Origin of the sequence: Paenibacillus naphthalenovorans (assembly GCF_900099895.1) — a bacterium.
Lineage (GTDB): Bacteria > Bacillota > Bacilli > Paenibacillales > NBRC-103111 > Paenibacillus_G > Paenibacillus_G naphthalenovorans.
The window spans coordinates 1-20266 of sequence record NZ_FNDY01000027.1; the positions used below are offsets into that span (position 1 = coordinate 1).

The window sequence follows — 20266 nt, forward strand, 5'->3', positions numbered from 1 at the left end:
CAGGAGGTCTCCCCTAAGGGAGCACCCCTAGCGCTCGACTTGCATGTATTAGGCACGCCGCCAGCGTTCGTCCTGAGCCAGGATCAAACTCTCCATGAAAGAAAAGCTGATTAGCTCATACATCTACTACTGGCGAGAATCTTTCGATTCTCTATCTTTACACTCACTCGTTGTTCAGTTTTCAAAGGGCAATTTCATTGTCGTCTTGTTTAACGGCGACTTTTATAATATAACACATTTGCCTATTCGATTGCAAGTACTTTTTTATTTTTTACGTAACATTCAATTCCATAAAAAAAGCCTCGCCACCAAAGCGACGAAGACTAATTTAACACAAGCGGCTTCCTGAAGTCAAGTACAGTGTGCCGGAAATTTATGTTTGAATCACGTCTTGTATGTACAGATTGCGTTCGATCATCAAATTGATGATTTTTCCGTTCACATTCACCCAGGGGCGAGTCGGGTGCGACCGGTCGGAAAAGACAATTTCTCCAACCTGGTTATCGCTCAACTTCACCAATGTCCCGTTATGGAAGGAAGTTACTTTATTGATAAAGGTTTGAACAAGTGCAGGATCCAATTTACCAAAGGATTCATTCAAAAGCTGTTCCAATACCAAATATGGAGAGGCTCCACTCTTATGATAACGATTGGTTTTCATTGCGTGAAAGACATCGGTGATGGCCACAATTTTTGAATATAAATGAATCTTATCACCGCGAACACCCAAGGGATATCCGGATCCATCTTCACGTTCATGATGCTGCAGTGCGCAAAGCTTCACTCCATCGTTAATGGCAGGTACGCTTTTTAACAGATTATAGCCGATAATCGTGTGCTTTTTCATATCTTCTCTTTCAGCAGCATTCAGCGCGCTCGGTTTGAACAAAATCCCCGCGTCCACCTTCGCATTCCCGATATCATGCAATAATCCGCCCAGCGCTACCGGCATCAAATCTTTAGAAGACAAACCGTGCCATTTGGCCAAATTGTAGGAAGTAAGGCTGACCATAATACTGTTATGATAAATAAAATCACTCAATTGAAAATGTCTTGGACTGAATGTGAGCACATTGTAATCATCAATATGCTGGATCAGCTTTTCCAATGTCGTGCGTATCTCCAGTATCGGCAAGCTTTGACCGCCGGCGTTCGCAATATTATAAACACGCCGCATCAGCTGCAGCATTTTTTCATAATGTTCGTAAAAAGACAAGACCGTCCCTTGTTGTTTTTCATCCAAAGCGGTTTCGTCCGATGAGCTAACGGCTTGTCCATTCTTGGATTCGATTTGAACAGCAGGAATTAAAAACGCTCGAAGTACTTCCAAATCGTGCTCCGAGATGATTTTACCTTTGCGAAGAAGAACGTTGTTATATTTGGTTAGCACATCTTCAGAGAGTTTCTCGCCGGATTTCAACTGGGAAACGGGGACAGTAGCCATGGAATTCCCTCACTTTACCTTACTCAGCTCCGCTGAAAAATTATCTTTGTATACATTTTAAACGAAAAAGAATGGGGATGTAAGCCCCATTCTTTAACCCTTGAAGCATAAGACGGTCATTCTTCTGCCGTAATGTCCGGCGGCTCGCCGTCTTCTTCTGTTTCAGGCTGATCATCATTCTTCTCTACCCGCGCTACGGTGGACACTTCATCCTCATCACGGATATTGATCAGTTTAACCCCTTGTGTATTACGTCCCATCATGGAAATACCCGACATGCTTGTACGGATAATCGTTCCGAGCGCAGTGATGACCATAAGATCCTCGTCTTCCCGAACAACCTTCAAGCCGACGACCGGGCCGTTCTTTGACGTCACATTGAGTGTTTTTATGCCTTTACCGCCGCGGGACTGCATCCGGTACTCTTCAACCGGAGTCCGTTTACCGTAGCCTTTGGACGTAACGATAAGCACGCTGTTATCCTCTTGAACGACGTCCATATCAATAACGACATCATGATCATCCAGATGAATACCTTTCACTCCGGTAGCCCCCCGACCCATCGGGCGAACATCCTGTTCCGGGAAATGAATGGACATCCCTTGCTTCGTACCCATAATAATCGATTGATTTCCATCCGTCAGCCTCACTCCGATCAGGTCATCGTCTTCACGGAGCGTGATGGCGATCAACCCGCCCTTACGAATATTGGAGTAGTCTTCCAGAGGCGTTTTCTTCACCAAACCGTTCTTGGTTGCAAAGAACAAATATTTATCGGATTCGAAGCTTTCCACAGGAATGACGGCATTTACCGTTTCTCCCTGCTCGATCTGAATCAGATTGATGATCGGTGTTCCTCTGGCCGTACGGCTGAGATCCGGAATTTCATAAGCTTTTAGACGATATACCTTTCCTTTGTTCGTGAAGAACATCAGATAATGGTGTGTATTCGTTACGAACAAATGTTCTACGAAGTCATTATCTTTCGTATCCATACCGATAACGCCCTTGCCTCCGCGTCTCTGACTGCGGTAGGTAGTCACCGGCAAACGCTTGATATAGCCAGTATGCGATATCGTAATCACGACTTCGGATTGAGGAATCAGATCTTCATCCTCGATGCTTTCTTCACCGATCGTAATCTCCGAGCGGCGTTCATCACCGAATTTTTCCTTAATTTCATTCAGCTCTTCGCTGATGATATTCAATACCAACTGTTCGTCAGCCAGGATGGCTTTGTACTCGGCAATTTTCTTGAGCAATTCAGCATACTCTTCTTCGATTTTCTCGCGCTCCAAGCCGGTTAAACGCTGCAGACGCATATCGAGAATCGCCTGTGCCTGTTCAAAGCTAAGGCCGAAGCGGTTGATCAGGCCCTCACGGGCATCTTCCGTCGTGCGGGATGAACGGATCAGCGTAATCACTTCATCCAGATGATCCAGCGCAATGCGCAAGCCCTCCAAGATATGCGCACGGGCTTCCGCTTTGCGAAGGTCAAATTCTGTCCGGCGGCGAATGACTTCTTTTTGGTGCTGCAGATAATGGTAAAGCATATCACGAAGATTAAGCACCTTCGGTTCACCGTTTACCAGTGCAAGCATAATGATACCGAAATTGGACTGCATGGCCGTTTGCTTGTACAAATTGTTCAGTACGACATTCGGATTAACGTCACGGCGCAGCTCAATAACGATACGCATTCCGTTGCGGTCCGATTCGTCCCGCAAATCGGTAATGCCGTCGATTTTTTTCTCGCGGACCAGCTCGGCGATTTTTTCGATTAAACGAGCTTTGACGACTTGATAGGGCAGTTCATGAACGATGATTCGCGCTTTGCCGCCGGTTTCCTCGATGGTCGCTCTGGCTCGCATCGTTACGGAACCGCGGCCGGTGGTGTATGCATGTTTAATTCCTTCACGCCCCATAATAAAACCGCCGGTAGGAAAATCGGGTCCTTTGATCGATTGCATCAGATCGAGCGGTGTCACGTCCGGATTTTCAATGAGCTGCTGAACGCCGTTGATGACTTCCGTAAGGTTGTGGGGCGGAATATTGGTTGCCATCCCTACGGCGATACCGGACAATCCGTTGACGAGCAGGTTGGGAAAGCGTGCCGGCAATACGGCGGGTTCCTGCTCCTCACCGTCATAGTTCGGCACAAAATCGATCGTTTCTTTGTTGATGTCGCGAAGCATTTCCATCGCGATTTTGGACAGCCGCGCCTCCGTATAACGCATAGCCGCGGCAGCGTCGCCGTCAATCGAGCCGAAATTTCCGTGGCCATCGACAAGCATATAGCGCAACGAAAAATCCTGCGCCATGCGCACCATGGTTTCATATACGGCAGAGTCACCGTGCGGATGGTATTTACCGATGACCTCGCCAACGATTCTGGCTGATTTCTTATAGGGTTTGTCAGGTGACATGCCCAGCTCCGACATGGCATACAGAATACGCCGATGCACCGGCTTAAGACCGTCTCTGACATCCGGCAGAGCGCGGCTGACAATAATGCTCATCGCGTAATCCATAAAGGAAGTGCGCATTTCCGAGCCGATATCTATTTCTCTAACCTGTGAACGGGATTCTTCCGACAAGATTTTTTACCTCCTACGGTTCATGGCGATGAATTAAATATCCAAGTTTTTGACGTATTTCGCATGCTGCTGAATAAATTCACGCCGCGGCTCAACGTTGTCGCCCATCAGCGTATCGAAGACGAGGTCTGCCTCGATCGCGTCTTGAATGCTTACCTGCAGCAAGGTACGGCTCTCCGGGTCCATCGTCGTCTCCCACAGCTGGCCCGGATTCATTTCTCCAAGCCCCTTGTACCGCTGTACATTCACTTTAGCGCCTTCCCCAAATTCAGCCATAATGGCTTCCCGCTGTTTGTCATTGTAGGCATAACGCACCGTTTTGTTCCGCTCAAGCTTGTAAAGCGGCGGCTGTGCGATGTAGACATATCCAACCTCGATCAGTCTCCGCATGTAGCGGTAGAAGAAGGTGAGAAGCAGCGTCCGAATGTGCGCTCCATCGACGTCGGCATCCGTCATAATAATGATTTTATGGTACCGCGCTTTTGAAATGTCAAAATCATCGCCGATCCCTGTGCCAAGCGCCGTAATGATCGCGCGAATTTCCGCATTGGATAAAATTTTGTCCAGCCGCGCTTTTTCCACGTTGAGGATCTTGCCGCGTAGCGGCAGGATCGCCTGAAAATGCCGGTCGCGTCCTTGCTTGGCCGAGCCGCCGGCGGAGTCCCCTTCGACAATGTACACTTCGCTGATGGAAGCATCCTTAGAAGAACAATCGGCCAGCTTGCCAGGCAAAGAGCTCACTTCAAGGGCGCTTTTGCGGCGCGTCAGCTCTCTCGCTTTTCTTGCCGCTTCGCGGGCTCTTTGCGCCTGTACGCCTTTTTCTACGATTTTTTTTGCAATGGACGGATTCTCATCCAGGAACTCCTGGAGCTTCTCCGCAAAAAGCGATTCCACGATACCGCGAACCTCGCTGTTCCCGAGCTTCGTCTTCGTCTGGCCCTCAAATTGCGGATCCGGAATCTTGACCGAAATAATGGCTGTCAAGCCTTCGCGCACGTCATCGCCGGACAGATTGGCATCGTTATCCTTAATCGCATTGTTTTTACGGGCATAATCGTTTAAAACTCGTGTAAGCGCACTTTTGAATCCGGATTCGTGTGTACCGCCCTCATGCGTATTGATATTATTCGCAAACGAATAAATGTTCTCCGTATAGCTGTCGTTATACTGAAGGGCGACTTCGACATGAATATTGTCTTTATCTCCTTCGACGTAAATCGGAGGCTGGTGCAAAGCTTCCCGCGTACGGTTCAAATATTCAACAAAGGAGACGATCCCTCCTTCGTATTTGAACGTGTGGGACTCATTCGAACGCTCATCCGTCAGCGTAATTTCGATCCCTTTATTCAAGAATGCAAGCTCCCGGATACGGGATTGAAGCGTATCGAAATCGTATTCGGTTGTTTCCGTGAATATTTCTTCATCGGGCCAGAACGTCACCTGCGTTCCGGTTTCCTCCGTCTCCCCGACAATCCTTACGTCATACTGGGGAATACCGCAACTGAATTCTTGTTCATGGATTTTACCGTCGCGTTTCACCCTGACAATCAATTTCTTGGACAAAGCGTTCACGACGGATACGCCTACACCGTGCAAACCGCCGGATACTTTGTAACCCTCACCGCCGAATTTGCCGCCTGCATGAAGCACGGTAAGCACGACCTCCAAGGTCGGACGCTTGAGCTTCGGATGCTCCCCGACCGGGATGCCGCGCCCGTTATCAATAACCGTTACGCTGTTGTCCCGATGAACAATCACATCAATTTTCGTGCAATATCCGGCTAGTGCTTCGTCGATACTATTATCGACGACTTCCCATACCAAGTGATGAAGGCCTCGGCTACTCGTGGATCCGATGTACATCCCCGGTCGTTTGCGAACCGCCTCTAGACCTTCAAGCACCTGAATTTGACTTTCATCATAGCTTGTACCTGGATTTACAGACATGCAGACACCCACTTTTCCGTAGTAAAAAGAGTAAATCTCTCCTGAACATGCGCTTTCAAGGAGGAAATCTCATTTATTATGTTCAACTGGCTGATGAAATCGCGGAGCGACATGGTCTCTAGTTCGTTAACAAATGATGCGCCCGTTTTTTCAAAGTCATGGACGATATCGGAGAGTAATAGACTTTTGTATGTGTCACAACAAGGGATTTGCTTTCCTCGTCGCCAATCACTTCCACGCGCTTTTCCTTATTGGCATAGGTGACAAATTGCTTGGATATTTTGGAAGATTTCTCGATCGACAGGTCAAAAATGGCGACAAGCTCCGATGCGCGAATAATTTTTTCGCCGCCCAAATGAATGAACATGCTGACCCACTCCTTCCCGGCAAAACGATGGCAATCCATTTATGTTAAGCTTCCGTCTCGAACATGGATGACAGAAGCGTTTTCCAGTTTTGACAAATCTATGCTTTCAATGCCGGTTGTCGTAATGAAGGTTTGCACCTTCCGTTGGAACGTCTCAATAAGCTGGGTTTGGCGATATCGGTCAAGCTCTGACAACACATCATCGAGCAAAAGCAGGGGATATTCCCCGACTTCTTCGCAGATGAGCTCGATTTCGGCCAGTTTAAGCGAAAGGGCCGTTGTTCGCTGCTGCCCCTGGGAACCGAACGTTTGTACCTCTTTATCATTAATGTAAAAGCGGAGATCGTCGCGGTGCGGTCCTGCCAGCGTGACGCCGCGGCGGATTTCCTGATCCTTCACCTGTGATAACTTTATCATAAATCGGTCAAATAAGACAGCTTCTTCTTCTTCAAGAGCGTTGGCAAAGGCACTGTCATACTCAATTCGAAGTCGTTCCATGCCATTGGTGATGCCGGCATGTATCTTTTCCGCCCATATTTGCAGCTTCTTTATAAAGCTTTGACGTTTTTTCATTATTTTAATACCAAATTGAGCAAGCTGCTCATTCCAAACTTCAAGAAGGGGAGCGTCGCCGGAGGATGAGAACAGCTGCTTCAAGTAATTGTTCCGCTGCTGCAGTACTTTGTTGTACTGGGAGAGATCGTATAAATACGCAGGATGCACCTGTCCGATTTCCATATCGAGAAAACGTCGGCGGACGCTTGGAGACCCTTTGACGATCTCCAAATCCTCAGGCGCAAACATGACAACGTTCAAAGCTCCTATAAAGTGGCTAAGTCTTTTTTGCTCCAGCCCATTGATTTTGGCACGTTTGCCTTGCTGCGATATGATCAGATCCAATTGCAGCGTACCATACCGTTTTTCAATCTCCGCATGTAAACTGGCCTTTTTTTCGTTCCAGCGAATCAGCTCTTTATCCTGGTTGGTCCGATGGCTTTTGGTAAGCGCGAGCACGAAAATCGATTCCAGCAAATTCGTTTTTCCCTGTGCATTCGGTCCAACGATGATGTTCACCATCCGGTCGGTTTGGAATTCGACCTGCTCGTAATTGCGATAATGCTGCACTAACAGCCTTTTTAATTGCAAGACGGTTCCTCCTGAGTGCTTTGCGGAGCAAAGCCTGCTTCATAAGCAATCGCAAGGCTTTGCCGAACAAAGCCTTCTGCCAAAGTGCGGCGGTTATGTCGGCCCATCGACCTGAAACTCGCCGCAGCCCGCCACCTTAATGATATCGCCCGGAACCAGCTTGCGGCCCCGTCGATGTTCCGGTTCTCCATTGACAAAGATTTCGGTTTCCTGAAGAAAACTTTTGGCCTGACCTCCGGTAGAAATGCAATCGGCCAGCTTCAAAAATTGACCAAGGGTTATATAGTCCGTGCTTATGCCCACTTTTTTCATACGGATTATCCTTCTTTCTTAGCCCGTAGTCCGGTAGGGCAGGATCAGCTGCAGCAGGCTGGAGCTCTCATTCGGCCTGATGATAATCGGCTGCATAGCGCCAGTAAAGCCGATATGAATCTGTTCGCTGTCCATGACCTTTAAGGCATCGAGCATATATTTGGAGTTAAAGGAAATGCGCAGCAGTTCCCCCTTCATGCTTGAAGTCATCAACTCTTCGGTCACTTTTCCAAGCTCAGAAGAGGTAGAAGAAATCTCGATCGATTGGTCCTCAAGCATCATCAGCTTGACGATGTTGCTTTTGTCCTCTCTGGATAGGAGGTAGGCGCGGTCAATCGCATCGATCAATTCATTCGTATTGACGACAATTTCCGTTTGATAGAATTGCGGAATGAGCTTCGACGTATCCGGATATGTTCCTTCTAGAATCCGGGTATAAAACAAGATGGAATTGATTTGGAACAGCACTTGATTTTCGGCAAAAACGACATCGATCAGCGTGTTCTGGTCCGGTAATATTTTGGCAAGCTCGTTTAACGTTTTTCCGGAAATGGTTACATTGTTAAGCGTCATGCCTTCTTCCGTATCGATATTCGTTTCACGGCTCGCTAACCGGTGACGGTCACATGCGGTGAATTTCAGTTTTCCGTCTGTAATGGTCCATAAAATTCCAGTGAGCACGGGAGTAGCTTCATTCGTTGAAACGGCAAACGAAGTTTGCTTGATCATTGTTTTCAGCAGGTCGCTAGGAATTTGGATCCGTTTATTCTCCTCGATGCCGGGCATAATCGGATATTCCTCCGGATCGAGGCCCACAAGCTGAATTTCAGATGAACCCGAACGAATCGTCGTTTGAAAATGGTCTTTAACCTCAATTTCTACCTGCTGCGCCGGCAGTTTCCGTATAATCTCCACAAAAAATTTGGAAGGAAGGACAACGCTGCCGGATTGTTTAAGATCGATGACCTGTATTCCATTATCCTCGGCAGGAATAAAGCTTTGGATCGAAATATCGGTATCGCTGGCTGTCAGTATCATTCCGCTGGAATCGACGTCTATTTTGATCCCGTTTAAGATGGGAATGGTCGTTCTGCTCGAGATGGCTTTAGAAACGTGACCGATGGATTCATTCAAATATTGCTTCAGTACCGTTAATTTCATGTATGTCACTCCTACTGGTTCTAATCGGGAAACGATGGGCATATACTTCTATATTACATTTTTTTTTTAATTAGTAATAGTAGTAGGGAGCCGGGATATGTGGATATGTGAGTGAATAAGGCAAAAAGAAGGCCTATCCACATGTGTATAAGATTGTGCATAGGCCTTCTTTTATGCAGCTGTGGATAAGACGTTCATCGCATCGTTTCCCGTTTACAGCGTTACGTTTCTGATTTTTTCTGTAATGTTCTGAATGATTTTGAATAATTCCTGATCTACCTTCAGTGCTTCGCTTATTTTCTCATGCGCATGAATAACCGTCGTATGATCTCGTCCACCGAATGCCTCCCCGATCTTCGGCAGTGAGAAATCCGTCATCTCCCGAGCCAGGTACATGGCAATTTGTCTTGGAAAAGCTACGGTTTTGGTCCGTTTACGCGCTTTGAAATCCTCGATTTTCATGCCGTAGAATTCGCCGACCTTTTGTTGGATATCCTGTATCGTAATCACTCTTGGACGGCTGCTTGGAATAATGTCCTTCAGCGCTTCGGCGGCCAAATGCGATGTAATGTCCTCGTTAATTAAAGAAGAGTAAGCCACCACACGGATTAATGCGCCTTCCAGCTCCCGAATGTTCGAATCGATCTGATTGGCGATGTAAACCATGGCTTCATTGGGAATGTCGAGATTTTCAGCTTTCGCCTTTTTGCGCAATATCGCAATCCGCGTCTCCAGGTCCGGAGGCTGAATATCGGTGATCAGACCCCATTCAAAGCGTGAGCGGAGACGCTCTTCAAGCGTCGGAATCTCCTTGGGCGGCCGATCGCTGGAAATGATGATCTGCTTGCGTTCTTCATGCAAAGCGTTGAACGTGTGGAAAAATTCCTCTTGCGTTTGTTCTTTTCCGGCTAGGAACTGAATATCATCTATAAGCAGTACATCGATATTGCGGTATTTGTTGCGGAAGCTTTCGCCGCGGTTGTCACGGATGGCATTGATGAATTCGTTCGTGAATTTCTCGGACGAGATATAGAGCACGCGTGCACTGGGGTTATGCTCAAGAACATAGTGGCCGATGGCATGCATAAGGTGCGTTTTGCCTAATCCCACGCCTCCATACAGAAACAGCGGATTATACGCTTTGGCCGGCGCTTCCGCAACCGCGAGCGATGCCGCGTGGGCAAACCGGTTTCCTGCACCGATGACGAACGTATCGAACGTATATTTCGGGTTCATCATATGACTGAACGTTTCCTCCGGAGCAGAGGCTTGATGTGCTTTGGCCGGAGCAGCAGCCGATGCTGCTGATATGCTGGGCGGTTCAGGCTGTTCTTCGGATTCAATGATGAATTTGAGCTCGACTTGTTTGCCGGTATAATCGTAAACCGCTTCTTTAATATGCTTGGTATAGCGGTTTTCCAGCCAGTCGCGCGCGAAATTGTTCGGGGTACAAATCGTTACCGTGGTATCGTTAAATACGACAGCTCTTGTGGAGGTAAGCCACGTTTCGTAGCTCGGTTTGCTCACCCTTTTTTGCAATATGGATAATACTTGCTGCCACTGGTCGTTAGGATGGCTTTCCACAATCTATTCACTCCCTTAAAAAAATAACCGGTGTGGCGTAAGCCGCGACCCTGTAGAAAAAAAGCGGTGAGTTGTCGAAACTATCCACAATATGCAGAAAGTCGATAACCCAATTATACATAAGCCGTGTAAATTGTTCACAAAGATATCCACAGGCTGTTGATAAAGTTGTTGAAAAGTAATCGTATCCACAACAGAAAACATATTCATGATATCAAAAAAGACCCTGATAAGCAACGAAATGTTAAGATTTATCCACATACCCTACAACTTGTATGTATGACTTATCAACAGCACTATATATTGTTTATAATGTGTTCATAATTCGACAAAATCGGAGAAATTCCGATTATTTTTATTCACAAGTGGATAACCGGTTGAATTTTTATTTATTCTATATGTTAGTCATTGACGGCGGATGGACCGAAACTTTCCTGGCAGATGTTGTTTGAAGGCAGTGAGGGGATTCGAGTTGACTTTTATTGTGAAAATGTGCTTTAATGTTTAAAGGTATTTTTGGGATTGGAACAAATCCTTCGAGGAGGTGCACGATAGATGAAACCGACATATAAACCGAACGTCCGTAAACACAAGAAAGTACATGGCTTCCGTAAGAGAATGAGCACGAAGAATGGTCGCAAAGTACTTGCAGCTCGCCGTCAAAAAGGAAGAAAAGTATTGAGCGCATAAGGGCGTAAGACCACTGATAGGTGGTCTTTTTTGTTATTATGGACCGGAATCGTCTGATTTGGATAAGGATCATGTGAGTTTGCCGCTATTGGGGCTGATAATGGAGCGTGCGTTCGTGGAGAAAAAGAACCGACTGACGAAAAGAGAATATTTCGATAAAGTTTATCGCCACGGCAAGTCGACTGCGAACCACCAATTTGTACTTTATTATAAAGCCCGCCCGGAGCAGGAAACCTTTCGTCTTGGGGTGTCGGTCAGCAAAAAGCTCGGAAACGCCGTCGTCCGAAACCGTATCCGGCGTATGTTGAAAGAGATTGTAAGGCTTAACGCAGCCCGAATTCCGGGGGGATACGATCTGATCATCATCGCTCGTAAGCCGGCTGCCGAGATGGATTACCATGATATGGAGAAAAGTGTGCTTCATGTGCTCAAACGCGCGTCTCTTCTGGTTCGTAAAGAGAGATGATACGCAGCGATTAGTTTCTTTGTGCCTGAAGATATGATATAGTTTAGAATGGAAAAGATGAAGCTGGGAGGATATGATTTTGACGCGTCGATTATTGAAATACATTCCGCTTTTATTCGTATTTTTACTGCTTGCGGGATGCAGCCCGGCGAATGCGCCGATTGACCGGGAAAACAGCTTTTGGGACAAGTGGTTTGTCGGTCCTCTCTCGGATGGGCTGGATTGGTTTGCACACATGCTTTGGGGCTCTTACGGGTTATCCATTCTTGTTGTAACGATTATTATCCGGTTCATCATATTACCGCTTACGCTAAAACAATATCGCAGTTCGAAACGGATGCAGGAATTGCAGCCCGAGTTGAAGAAGATTAAAGACAAATACAAAGACGACGCCAAAAAACAGCAGGAAGAAACGATGAAGCTGTTTCAAAAGGAAGGCGTGAATCCGCTTGCCGGATGTTTTCCGATTCTCATACAGATGCCGATCCTGATTGCTTTGTATGCCGCGATCATGCGCAATGGACATATCGGTGAACATACTTTCCTTTGGATGCAGCTTGGAACGAAGGATCCTTATTATATATTGCCTCTGCTCGCAGCGGTCACGACATATTTGCAGCAAAAAATGATGTCTTCGCAGACGCCTCCGCAGATGCAAAGCCTGATGATTATATTCCCGGTGCTTATCTTTGTCATGGCGATGAATTTTGCGTCGGCCCTCCCGTTATACTGGGTTTACAGTAACATTTTCACGATCGTTCAAACTTATTTCATATATAAGCCGGGTAAAGCACAGCCAGCTGTAGCAACGGCAGAAGCTAAACCGAAATCGAAAAAGAAAAAATAATTTCATTACTCTTCAGTTAAGGGTGATCGGATGACGAAGAAAATCGTGGTAACAGGTAAAACGATCGATGAAGCAGTAAATAACGGGCTTCAGCAGCTGGGGACAACCGAGAACCGAGTCCATGTGAATGTGCTGGAGCAGCCTGCCAAAGGTTTGTTCGGACTCTTCGGGGCTAAGGAGGCGAAGGTAGAATTGACTTTGCTTCCGGATGCGATCGAAGAAGCGGTCTTGTTCCTTGAGGATGTGTTTCGTTCCATGAAGCTTGATGTTCGGATTGAGCAAAAACAGGACAAGGAAGTTACGGAGCTGCACCTGCACGGCTCGGAGCTCGGCATGCTGATCGGGCGGCGAGGGCAGACGCTTGATGCGCTGCAATATCTGGTCAACATTGTAGCCAACCGTTACTCTGACCGGCATTTGCGCATTGTGCTGGATGCCGAGCAATTCCGTGAGCGAAGGAAAAAAACACTGCAGGAGCTTGCCGATCGTTTGGCCGATCGCGTCATCCGTACCAGAAAAGAAGTCGTTCTCGAACCGATGTCTCCTCAGGAACGTAAAATCATTCATTCGCAGCTTCAACATCATCCGAAAGTCCGCACGTTCAGCCGGGGAGATGAGCCCAATCGCCGTGTCGTGATTGTTTTACGCTGATTACCACATGCAATGATGTCATGTTCGTATGACTTCATTGCTTTTTCTTTAGTATTGAAGCTTACAAATAATTGAGGTGCAACCATGATTCAGGATACCATAGCGGCGATTGCCACTCCGATGGGGGAAGGGGGGATCGCGGTCATTCGCGTCAGCGGAGACGAAGCCGTTCGGATCAGTGAACGTATTTTTAAAGGAAAAAAGAAGCTTAGCGAAGTACCTTCGCATACGGTACATTACGGTCATATTGTGGACCCGGACACCGGGGCAAGAACGGAGGAAGCGCTGGTAACGGTGATGCGGGCTCCGAGATCCTTCACCAAAGAGGATGTAGTGGAGATCAGCTGCCATGGGGGATTCGTCTCCGTGCGGAAAGTGCTGGACCTGCTTCTGGGGAACGGGGCTCGGCTGGCAGAGCCGGGGGAATTCACAAAACGTGCTTTTCTCAATGGGAGAATTGATTTGTCCCAGGCCGAGGCGGTTATCGATTTAATCCGGGCGAAATCCGATCGTGCCTTCCGAATCGCTTTGAAGCAGTCCGAAGGAACCTTATCGAAGAGAATCAAAGAGCTTCGTCATCGTTTGGTTGAGCTGATGGCTCATATCGAAGTGAATATCGACTATCCCGAGCATGACGTAGAAGAAATGACGAACGCCTATATTAAAAACAAGTGTTCGGAGGCGATGACGGATATTGACGGGCTGCTGAGTACAGCGGAACAGGGAAAAATTTTGCGCGAGGGCCTTGTTACGGCGATCGTCGGGCGCCCCAATGTAGGAAAATCGTCGCTGCTTAATGCTCTGGCACAAGAAGAGAGGGCTATTGTTACCGATATTGCGGGTACGACAAGAGATGTTGTGGAAGAATATGTGCATGTAGGTGGTATTCCGCTAAAACTGCTCGATACGGCCGGGATCCGCGAAACATCGGATATTGTTGAGAAAATTGGCGTGGAGAAATCCCGTCAGGCGCTGGCCGATGCCGATCTCATTCTGCTGGTGTTCAATGGGGCGGAGCGATTGCAGCCGGATGAGCTGCAGTTGATCGAACAGCTGAAGGGACGTCAGGTGATCGCAATTATCAACAAACTTGACCTGCCTCAGCAGCTGGAACAGCATATACTGGTCGATGCGTTCGGCGAAGAGCGGGTCGTCCGGATGTCGCTGTTGTCGGATCAAGGCATCGCCGATTTGGAGAAAGCCATCGCAGGGTTATTCTTCAGCGGTCAGGTTGAATCCAGCGATTTGACTTATGTAAGCAACGCGCGGCATATTCATTTGCTGAAACAGGCCCGGACAGCTCTTTCGGAAGCTTATTCAGCCGCGGAATCGTTCGTGCCGATCGATATGATTCAGATTGATATTCGAAACGCCTGGGAGCACCTGGGGGAAATTATAGGAGATTCCGTGAGCGATTCTTTGATAGATCAGATTTTTTCACAGTTTTGCTTAGGTAAATAAGATCACTTGTTAGGAGGTCGGATCGATGAGTTATGTAGCGGGAGAATATGATGTTATTGTTATCGGTGCAGGCCATGCAGGCGTCGAGGCGGCCTTGGCGGCAGCGCGTATGGGATGTGAAACGCTGGTGCTGACGATTAATCTGGATATGATTGCGTTTATGCCCTGCAATCCCTCGATCGGCGGACCGGCCAAGGGCCATGTTGTGCGCGAGATTGATGCCCTTGGAGGCGAAATGGGCCGCAACATTGATAAGACCTATATTCAAATGCGGATGCTGAATACCGGGAAGGGTCCAGCAGTTCATGCTTTGCGCGCGCAAGCCGATAAATTTCTGTATCAGCATACCATGAAAGAAACGTTGGAGAAACAAGAACGGTTAACGCTTCGCCAGGGGATGGTGGAGGAACTGATTGTCGAGGACGGGGTATGCAAGGGAGTCATCACCAAGACTGGAGCACGGTATCTGGGCAAGGCAGTTGTATTGACGACAGGAACGTACCTTCGCGGCAAAATCATCATGGGCGAGCTGATGTATGAGAGCGGTCCGAACAATCAGCAGCCGGCCGTTAAGCTGTCGGAGAGTCTGCGCAAACACGGACTGGAGCTGGTCCGGTTTAAAACCGGTACGCCGCCGCGGGTGCATAAGGACACCATTGATTTTTCAAAAACCGAAATTCAGCCGGGGGATGAAAAACCTAAATTTTTCTCTTATGAAACGACGGAAGAGGTTCCAAATCAACTGCCGTGCTGGTTAACGTATACATCTGCAGAGACACATCAAATTATTAACGATAATTTGCATCGCGCTCCAATGTTTTCTGGAGCGATTGAAGGCACGGGTCCAAGATATTGTCCGTCGATTGAAGACAAAATTGTGCGTTTCAGCGACAAACCGAAGCATCAAATCTTCCTGGAGCCGGAAGGAAGGAACACCAAAGAATATTACGTGCAGGGTCTGTCGACAAGTATGCCCGAGGATGTTCAGCTTAGAATTCTGCGTTCAATCCCTGGCCTGGAAAAGGTAGAGATGATGCGGACGGGCTACGCGATTGAATATGATGCGGTGATTCCGACGCAGTTATATCCGACTCTTGAGACAAAGGTAGTGAAGGGGCTTTTCACCGCTGGACAAATCAACGGTACGTCCGGTTATGAAGAAGCGGCGGGGCAGGGAATTATGGCTGGAATTAATGCCGCCCGTAAGGTTCAAGGTAAAGAACCTGTGATCCTTGATCGTTCCCAAGCTTATATCGGCGTTTTGATCGATGATCTGGTAACGAAGGGAACCAATGAACCTTACCGATTGTTGACTTCCCGCGCGGAGTACCGGCTTCTTCTTCGTCATGACAATGCCGATCTGCGTCTGACTCCCATTGGGTATGAGATCGGACTCATATCCCAAACGCGCTATGAACGGTTCCAAGACAAGGTGAAGAAGGTTGAGGAAGAGATCGAACGCCTCAAAACGACGAAAGTGAAGCCGACACCGGAGGTACAGCAGATGCTCACCTCATTAGGGAGTGCCGTTTTGAATAACTCTGTCGACATGCTTTCGCTGCTTCGTCGTCCGGAGGTTACTTATGAGCATCTTCATGCGCTCTCGCCGGCTCCTTATGAACTGACGGAAGATATGAAAGAGCAGGTCGAAATCCAGGTCAAATACAGCGGTTATATCGAAAAGCAATTGGCTCATGTAGAACGGCTGCGTAAAATGGAGAAAAAACGGATTCCGGAAGATATCATTTATGAAGAAGTCCATGGCCTTGCAACAGAAGCGAAGCAGAAGCTGGCCAAAATCCGGCCGATATCGATCGGGCAAGCTTCACGAATTTCCGGCGTGACGCCTGCGGATATTTCTATCCTACTGGTTTATTTGGAGCAATATAACAAAGTACTCGCAGCCAGAGGATAACTATGGATAATATATTGAATAATTTTACAGATTTGCTAAATAATAGAGGAATCCGGTTATCGGAGTCTCAGCTTCATCAATTTGAGCTTTATTACAGGGAGCTGGTGGATTGGAACGAGCGAATGAACCTGACCGGTATAATCGAGAGGGAACAGGTATATATTAAACATTTTTACGATTCTCTCTCTGTTGCTTTTTTTGTTCCTATGTCGGATCATTTGAAGATAGCCGATATCGGTTCAGGAGCAGGATTTCCCAGTATTCCCTTGAAAATTGCTTTTCCCCATCTACGGGTCACCATAGTGGATTCTTTAAACAAGCGGATTCACTTTTTAAATCATGTAACGTCTTTTTTAGGGTTATCCGACGTTCAATGTGTGCATGCTCGGGCCGAAGACGCGGCCCGTCTCCCCATACATCGTGACCAGTATGATTTAGTTACGGCAAGAGCAGTGGCACGTATGGCCGTGCTTAATGAATTTTGTTTGCCTTTTGTTTCGGTCGGAGGATTATTTGTGGCAATGAAAGGGCAGGGGGTCCAAGACGAAATAGAGGAAGCCTCTTTCAGCTTAAGAGAACTGAGGGGTCAATGGCTGAACACTCATCGCTTTGAGCTTCCTGTTGAAGAGTCAACCAGACATATCGTGCTTATTACAAAAACGGGTCCGACGCCGAAAAAATACCCCAGAAAAGCAGGTACACCGTTAAAATCTCCTTTGATTTAATTTTGTTTCACGTGGAACATTTTAACGGATGTCTTTTCAGGGATAGGCTAAAGTTCTTTGTCGGTACTAGCAGGAGTTTAGACTTTTCTGGAGAATTAATTAATAAAGGGATATTATATATATCGGTTAAAAAGATCGGGTGGTTATCGTAATGAAGGAACAAATCTCGAAGTTGTTTGGTTTTGCTGATAAGGCGTCAACAAGCGAAGTGAAAAATGTTCCTGTCCATGAGATCGTTCCAAGTCCATACCAGCCTCGAACAATATTCGATGATGAGCGGATTGAAGAACTGTGTCAGACGATTAAAACACACGGCGTAATTCAGCCGATTGTAGTTCGGATGCGGAACAATATGTTTGAATTGATTGCGGGAGAACGTCGTTTGCGAGCCGTGAAAAAATTGGGTTTAGAAACGATCCCTGCCATCATACGTGATTTTAATGATTCGCAAGCGGCTTCTATAGCTTTAATTGAAAATCTTCAGCGTGAAGGTTTAACAGCTATTGAGGAGGCCATTGCTTATCAGCAATTAATTGATTTGCACAGTTTGACACAGGAAAGCTTGGCTCAAAGGCTGGGGAAAAGTCAGTCCACCATTGCCAATAAAATCAGACTTTTGCAATTGAGTGAACCGGTGAAGCAAGCGTTAATTGAACGTAAAGTGACGGAGCGGCATGCCAGAGCTTTGCTTTCTTTGGATCAAGAAGAACTTCAGGTTAAAGTGCTGGAAGACATCATTTCTAAAGAATTAAATGTGAAACAGACAGAAGCGAGAATTGCTTTTTTGAAGGAATCGGCTAAAGTAAAAAGCAAAGCCAAGAGGGTTTCGTATTCTAAAGATGTGAGATTGGCGCTGAATACAATCAGGCAATCCGTTGATATGGTTTCATCTTCCGGTTTAACGATAAATACTACGGAACAAGATCATGAAGATCATTACGAAATTGTCATTCGGATACCAAAACGCTAAAATAAATTATACATTTTTTCTTCATCGTGCTGTTCTTAATTATAGTTCACTCCGTTGAATTCATAATCAAAGGATTGGCCTCATTAGGAGGCTTGTTTTTCTCTTTAGGCATTTTGCTGAACATATCATTGGGGAGTTTCTAAGCTTCTCTAATGATTCTTTTTTTTGAAATTGCGTCAAGTCGTGTCGATCTATTTACATTTATTTTGGAACCGTCTTAAAAGAAATGAAAAATTCGAATTTTTTCTAGTGTATTTATTCATTATTGTTTCGTGAAATGGAATTCGAAAAAGTTTTGAATCATTTAAGTTTTTAATTATATGAGGTGAACTCATTGGCTAAAATTATCGCCATAACCAACCAAAAGGGCGGGGTTGGCAAAACTACAACGTCTGTCAACTTAGGAGCTTCTCTGGCATCTTTGGGAAAAAAGGTATTGTTGGTTGATATTGACCCTCAGGGCAATACGACAAGCGGTATTGGGATCAACAAAGCGGATGCCGTATATTGCATTTATGATGTTCTGATTAATGATGTACATCCCAAAGATGCCATGTGTGATACGGCAATTGAAAATTTGAAAATTATTCCTGCTACTATACAGCTTGCCGGCGCGGAAATAGAGCTTGTTCCAACCATATCAAGAGAAGTTCGTTTAAAAAAATCGCTTCAGCTAGTGAAACACATGTTTGATTACATATTGATCGATTGTCCGCCATCTTTAGGTATTTTAACTGTAAATTCATTAACGGCTGCCGATTCGGTCATTATTCCAATTCAATGCGAGTACTATGCTTTGGAGGGACTAAGTCAGCTTTTGAACACTGTGCGCCTTGTGCAGAAGCATCTTAATACAACATTGCAAATTGAAGGCGTTCTTTTAACGATGTTTGACGCCAGAACCAATTTGGGGATGCAGGTTATTGAAGAAGTGAAGAAATACTTTCAGCAGAAAGTATATCAGACGATTATTCCCCGTAATGTGAGATTAAGTGAAGCTCCGAGCCATGGTCAGTCCATCATTACTTATGATCCGAAATCAAAGGGTGCAGAGGTATATATGGAGTTGGCAAAGGAAGTGATTGCACTGTGAGTAAGCGATTAGGTACGGGACTGGGAAAAGGGTTGGATGCGTTACTGCCCTCACTTAACATCAATGAAGATGATAAGGTTGTTGAAATTCCACTTGGTCAATTAAGACCGAATCCATATCAGCCGAGAAAAAACTTTAATGATGAATCGATTCAAGAGTTGGCTGCATCGATCAAAGAGCATGGAGTCATTCAACCCATTATTGTAAGAAGCGTTTTAAAGGGATTTGAAATCATTGCGGGCGAACGACGGTATCGTGCTTCACAAGCCAGCGGGTTGGCGACGATCCCGGCCGTTGTCAGAAAATTTACCGATCAGCAAGTTATGGAAATTGCTTTAATAGAAAATGTACAGCGTGAAGATTTGAATGCGATGGAAGTGGCCGTTGCATATCAAGCTTTGATCGATCAGTTTAATATGACGCAAGAAGAGCTGTCAGTGAAGGTCGGAAAGAGTCGTTCACACATTGCCAATTTTCTCCGGTTATTGCAGCTGCCAGAAGAAGTCAAGCAATATGTTTCACGTGGAACATTATCGATGGGTCATGCAAAGGCTATTGTAGGATTAAAAGATAAAAAGATCGTCAAAGCCTTGGCGGATACAACTATTAAAGAACAGTGGAGTGTACGCCAATTAGAAGAAGAAGTTAAAAAGCTGGAAGAAAATACGGAGAAAAAAACCAAATTAAAACCGAAACGCAAGGATCCTTATATTAATCAGCTGGAAGAAAGCTTGAGGGAAACTTATCGCACTACAGTGAAAATCAAACATAATAACAATAAAGGTAAGATTGAAATTTTATATTATTCAAAAGATGATTTGGATCGCCTGTTGGAAATGCTGCAAGGGAAAAGTTCATGAAGCTATTTTGTATAGCATACCTGAGTTATA

General features: G+C 46.2%; 18 protein-coding genes and 1 rRNA gene. 10 read left to right on the forward strand and 9 right to left on the reverse strand.

Annotated elements, in window-relative coordinates; translation table 11 throughout:
- The 9 genes from BLT35_RS19800 to dnaA form a co-directional block, all read right to left on the reverse strand.
- Positions 1 to 99: ribosomal RNA gene (locus BLT35_RS19800) — 16S ribosomal RNA — on the reverse strand; the annotation flags it as partial.
- 274 nt (positions 100 to 373) lie between these two features.
- Positions 374 to 1444, reverse strand: a complete 1071-nt coding sequence (locus tag BLT35_RS19810; RefSeq protein ID WP_074729550.1) for an HD-GYP domain-containing protein — start codon at positions 1442 to 1444, stop codon at positions 374 to 376.
- Between the two features lie 116 nt (positions 1445 to 1560).
- Positions 1561 to 4041 (reverse strand): DNA gyrase subunit A, encoded by a 2481-nt coding sequence (gene gyrA / locus BLT35_RS19815; RefSeq protein WP_074729551.1) that lies wholly within the window; start codon positions 4039 to 4041, stop codon positions 1561 to 1563.
- A 33-nt stretch (positions 4042 to 4074) separates the two neighbouring features.
- The gene (gene gyrB / locus BLT35_RS19820; RefSeq protein WP_054816946.1) at positions 4075 to 5988 is read right to left on the reverse strand and encodes a DNA topoisomerase (ATP-hydrolyzing) subunit B; all 1914 of its coding nucleotides are present in this window, start codon (positions 5986 to 5988) and stop codon (positions 4075 to 4077) included.
- A gap of 118 nt (positions 5989 to 6106) precedes the next feature.
- Positions 6107 to 6355, reverse strand: a complete 249-nt coding sequence (gene remB / locus BLT35_RS19825) for an extracellular matrix regulator RemB (RefSeq protein WP_062411094.1) — start codon at positions 6353 to 6355, stop codon at positions 6107 to 6109.
- Between the two features lie 39 nt (positions 6356 to 6394).
- On the reverse strand, positions 6395 to 7501 hold the full coding sequence (gene recF / locus BLT35_RS19830) for a DNA replication/repair protein RecF (RefSeq protein WP_062410193.1): 1107 nt from the start codon (positions 7499 to 7501) through the stop codon (positions 6395 to 6397).
- A gap of 93 nt (positions 7502 to 7594) precedes the next feature.
- Positions 7595 to 7813, reverse strand: a complete 219-nt coding sequence (gene yaaA / locus BLT35_RS19835; protein WP_062410194.1) for a S4 domain-containing protein YaaA — start codon at positions 7811 to 7813, stop codon at positions 7595 to 7597.
- 18 nt (positions 7814 to 7831) lie between these two features.
- Complete coding sequence (gene dnaN, locus BLT35_RS19840; RefSeq protein WP_074729552.1) at positions 7832 to 8974, reverse strand: DNA polymerase III subunit beta; 1143 nt, start codon at positions 8972 to 8974, stop codon at positions 7832 to 7834.
- A 213-nt stretch (positions 8975 to 9187) separates the two neighbouring features.
- Positions 9188 to 10558 carry a chromosomal replication initiator protein DnaA gene (gene dnaA, locus BLT35_RS19845; protein WP_074729553.1) on the reverse strand — a complete coding sequence of 457 codons (1371 nt, stop codon included), beginning with the start codon at positions 10556 to 10558 and terminating at the stop codon, positions 9188 to 9190.
- Positions 10559 to 11113: 555 nt separating this feature from the next.
- Between dnaA and rpmH the strand changes: the two genes are divergently transcribed.
- The 10 genes from rpmH to BLT35_RS19895 all read left to right on the forward strand — a co-directional run bounded on the left by rpmH (position 11114) and on the right by BLT35_RS19895 (position 20236).
- A complete protein-coding gene (gene rpmH, locus BLT35_RS19850; RefSeq protein WP_054816947.1) occupies positions 11114 to 11248 on the forward strand; it encodes a 50S ribosomal protein L34 in 135 nt (44 codons plus the stop codon).
- 115 nt (positions 11249 to 11363) lie between these two features.
- Positions 11364 to 11714: a ribonuclease P protein component gene (rnpA, locus tag BLT35_RS19855; RefSeq protein WP_062411095.1), complete on the forward strand. Its 351-nt coding sequence runs from the start codon at positions 11364 to 11366 to the stop codon at positions 11712 to 11714.
- A 79-nt stretch (positions 11715 to 11793) separates the two neighbouring features.
- The gene (yidC, locus tag BLT35_RS19860; protein ID WP_062411096.1) at positions 11794 to 12561 is read left to right on the forward strand and encodes a membrane protein insertase YidC; all 768 of its coding nucleotides are present in this window, start codon (positions 11794 to 11796) and stop codon (positions 12559 to 12561) included.
- 30 nt (positions 12562 to 12591) lie between these two features.
- Complete coding sequence (gene jag / locus BLT35_RS19865) at positions 12592 to 13212, forward strand: RNA-binding cell elongation regulator Jag/EloR (RefSeq protein ID WP_062410197.1); 621 nt, start codon at positions 12592 to 12594, stop codon at positions 13210 to 13212.
- A gap of 84 nt (positions 13213 to 13296) precedes the next feature.
- Positions 13297 to 14673, forward strand: coding sequence for a tRNA uridine-5-carboxymethylaminomethyl(34) synthesis GTPase MnmE (gene mnmE, locus BLT35_RS19870; protein WP_074729554.1), 1377 nt, complete (start codon positions 13297 to 13299; stop codon positions 14671 to 14673).
- Between the two features lie 25 nt (positions 14674 to 14698).
- Positions 14699 to 16588 (forward strand): tRNA uridine-5-carboxymethylaminomethyl(34) synthesis enzyme MnmG, encoded by a 1890-nt coding sequence (gene mnmG, locus BLT35_RS19875; protein WP_074729555.1) that lies wholly within the window; start codon positions 14699 to 14701, stop codon positions 16586 to 16588.
- A gap of 2 nt (positions 16589 to 16590) precedes the next feature.
- Positions 16591 to 17313, forward strand: a complete 723-nt coding sequence (rsmG, locus tag BLT35_RS19880) for a 16S rRNA (guanine(527)-N(7))-methyltransferase RsmG (protein WP_074729556.1) — start codon at positions 16591 to 16593, stop codon at positions 17311 to 17313.
- 151 nt (positions 17314 to 17464) lie between these two features.
- The gene (gene noc, locus BLT35_RS19885; RefSeq protein WP_062410200.1) at positions 17465 to 18283 is read left to right on the forward strand and encodes a nucleoid occlusion protein; all 819 of its coding nucleotides are present in this window, start codon (positions 17465 to 17467) and stop codon (positions 18281 to 18283) included.
- 334 nt (positions 18284 to 18617) lie between these two features.
- Positions 18618 to 19376 carry a ParA family protein gene (locus tag BLT35_RS19890; RefSeq protein ID WP_062410201.1) on the forward strand — a complete coding sequence of 253 codons (759 nt, stop codon included), beginning with the start codon at positions 18618 to 18620 and terminating at the stop codon, positions 19374 to 19376.
- Positions 19373 to 20236 (forward strand): ParB/RepB/Spo0J family partition protein, encoded by an 864-nt coding sequence (locus tag BLT35_RS19895; protein WP_062410202.1) that lies wholly within the window; start codon positions 19373 to 19375, stop codon positions 20234 to 20236. The genes BLT35_RS19890 and BLT35_RS19895 overlap by 4 nt, the downstream gene beginning before the upstream one ends.
- Positions 20237 to 20266 lie beyond the last annotated feature (30 nt).

What these genes read in the sequence shown, in the direction of transcription:
- BLT35_RS19810 (WP_074729550.1), bottom strand. Translation starts at nt 1,444, where the DNA reads ATGGCTACTGTCCCCGTTTCCCAGTTGAAATCCGGCGAGAAACTCTCT.
- gyrB (WP_054816946.1), bottom strand. Translation starts at nt 5,988, where the DNA reads ATGTCTGTAAATCCAGGTACAAGCTATGATGAAAGTCAAATTCAGGTG.
- remB (WP_062411094.1), bottom strand. Translation starts at nt 6,355, where the DNA reads ATGTTCATTCATTTGGGCGGCGAAAAAATTATTCGCGCATCGGAGCTT.
- yaaA (WP_062410194.1), bottom strand. Translation starts at nt 7,813, where the DNA reads ATGAAAAAAGTGGGCATAAGCACGGACTATATAACCCTTGGTCAATTT.
- dnaN (WP_074729552.1), bottom strand. Translation starts at nt 8,974, where the DNA reads ATGAAATTAACGGTACTGAAGCAATATTTGAATGAATCCATCGGTCAC.
- rpmH (WP_054816947.1), top strand. Translation starts at nt 11,114, where the DNA reads ATGAAACCGACATATAAACCGAACGTCCGTAAACACAAGAAAGTACAT.
- jag (WP_062410197.1), top strand. Translation starts at nt 12,592, where the DNA reads ATGACGAAGAAAATCGTGGTAACAGGTAAAACGATCGATGAAGCAGTA.
- mnmE (WP_074729554.1), top strand. Translation starts at nt 13,297, where the DNA reads ATGATTCAGGATACCATAGCGGCGATTGCCACTCCGATGGGGGAAGGG.
- mnmG (WP_074729555.1), top strand. Translation starts at nt 14,699, where the DNA reads ATGAGTTATGTAGCGGGAGAATATGATGTTATTGTTATCGGTGCAGGC.
- rsmG (WP_074729556.1), top strand. Translation starts at nt 16,591, where the DNA reads ATGGATAATATATTGAATAATTTTACAGATTTGCTAAATAATAGAGGA.
- noc (WP_062410200.1), top strand. Translation starts at nt 17,465, where the DNA reads ATGAAGGAACAAATCTCGAAGTTGTTTGGTTTTGCTGATAAGGCGTCA.